This is a genomic window from Acinetobacter sp. YH12208 (genome assembly GCF_013418055.1).
Lineage (GTDB): Bacteria > Pseudomonadota > Gammaproteobacteria > Pseudomonadales > Moraxellaceae > Acinetobacter > Acinetobacter pseudolwoffii.
Genome location: NZ_VPCT01000050.1, coordinates 1 through 1,309, shown reverse-complemented (window position 1 = coordinate 1,309; position 1,309 = coordinate 1). Strand labels below are relative to the sequence as shown.

Annotated in this window: 1 protein-coding gene and 1 other annotated feature; the gene reads left to right on the top strand. The window is 40.5% G+C overall.

The annotated features are described in order from the left end of the window. The first annotated feature begins 50 nt into the window (after nucleotides 1-50). A protein-coding gene (locus FTU95_RS14915; RefSeq protein WP_180078888.1) for an IS3 family transposase occupies nucleotides 51-1,270 on the top strand; the annotation gives its coding sequence in 2 pieces (ribosomal slippage) (nucleotides 51-327 and nucleotides 327-1,270; 1,221 coding nt in all). After that, nucleotides 326-442, top strand: a sequence feature (AL1L pseudoknot). Its footprint overlaps the gene before it by 117 nt. Nucleotides 1,271-1,309: the final 39 nt, after the last annotated feature.

The following is a 1,309-nucleotide window of genomic DNA, read 5'->3' as shown; positions in this document are numbered from 1 at the left end:
TGAACCGTACCGGGTTTGTCGGAGAGTCAATATTCTGAGAGACTATTCCGATGAAAAAACCAAACTATACCCCCGAAATTAGAGAAAGAGCGGTTCAATTACTAATTGAATCTGAAAAAGATTATCCATCGAATTGGGCAGCAGTTTCCGCAATTGCTCCTAAAATTGGCTGTACTCCTGAAACACTACGTGTTTGGTATCAAAAATACTTAGATCAACAAAATCCAGCCAAAGTACAACAGGTATCTGACCAAGAAAAAATGAAGCAAATGGAACGTGAAATTAAAGAATTAAAACGTGCCAATGAAATTCTACGTAAAGCAGCTGCTTTTTTCGCCCAGGCGGAGCTCGACCGCCCACACAAATAATGGTGGATTTTATCCATCACAATAAAGATCGATATGGCGTTGAAGCGATTTGTAGAATTTTACCGATTGCAGCTTCGACCTATTATCGGGCTTTAGATCTCGTTGATAACCCAGAACATCGAGCGAAACGTGCTCTGCATGATTTACCTCATGCAGAGCAAATCAAACGTATTTGGAAAGAAAGTTCAGGTCGATATGGTGTACGTAAAGTTTGGCAACAATTGAAACGTGAGGGTTATGTTATTGCACGTTGTACAGTTGCTCGATTGATGCAAAAGCTAGATATACAAGGTGTTTGGCGTGGTAAGAACAAACAAACTACCCGCAGCCGAGATGATCAAAAACGGGCAAGTGATTTAGTGAAACGGAATTTTAGTGCTGATCGACCTGACCAATTATGGGTCAGTGACTTTACGTATATTCAAACCAATTCTGGCTGGGTCTACACCGCATTTATTATTGATGTGTTCTCACGAGCAATTGTTGGATGGAAAGTATCTACACGGATGAATACAGATATGGTGCTCGATGCATTGGAGCAAGCATTGCACGATCGAGGCATGCCAAAGAATGTAATTCATCATTCAGATAGAGGTGTTCAATATCTTTCTATTCGCTATACCAATCGTTTAGAAGCAGCAAATTTACGAGCATCAGTCGGTACAACGGGTGATTCATACGATAATGCTTTGGCTGAAACGGTGAATGGCTTATACAAAACAGAGGTGATTGAATATTTAAAAGCAGATTGGCAAGGTTTAGCAGATGTACAACTTGCGACATTAAATTGGGTAGATTGGTTCAACAAAAAGCGTGTACACGGTGCACTGGGTTATGTATCGCCTTTTGAGTTTGAAGCAATGTACTATGATAAGATTAATCCGTTAGGTCAGGTGGCCTAACTTAAATAAAAAAGTCTCCGACAAACCCGGTACGGTTCA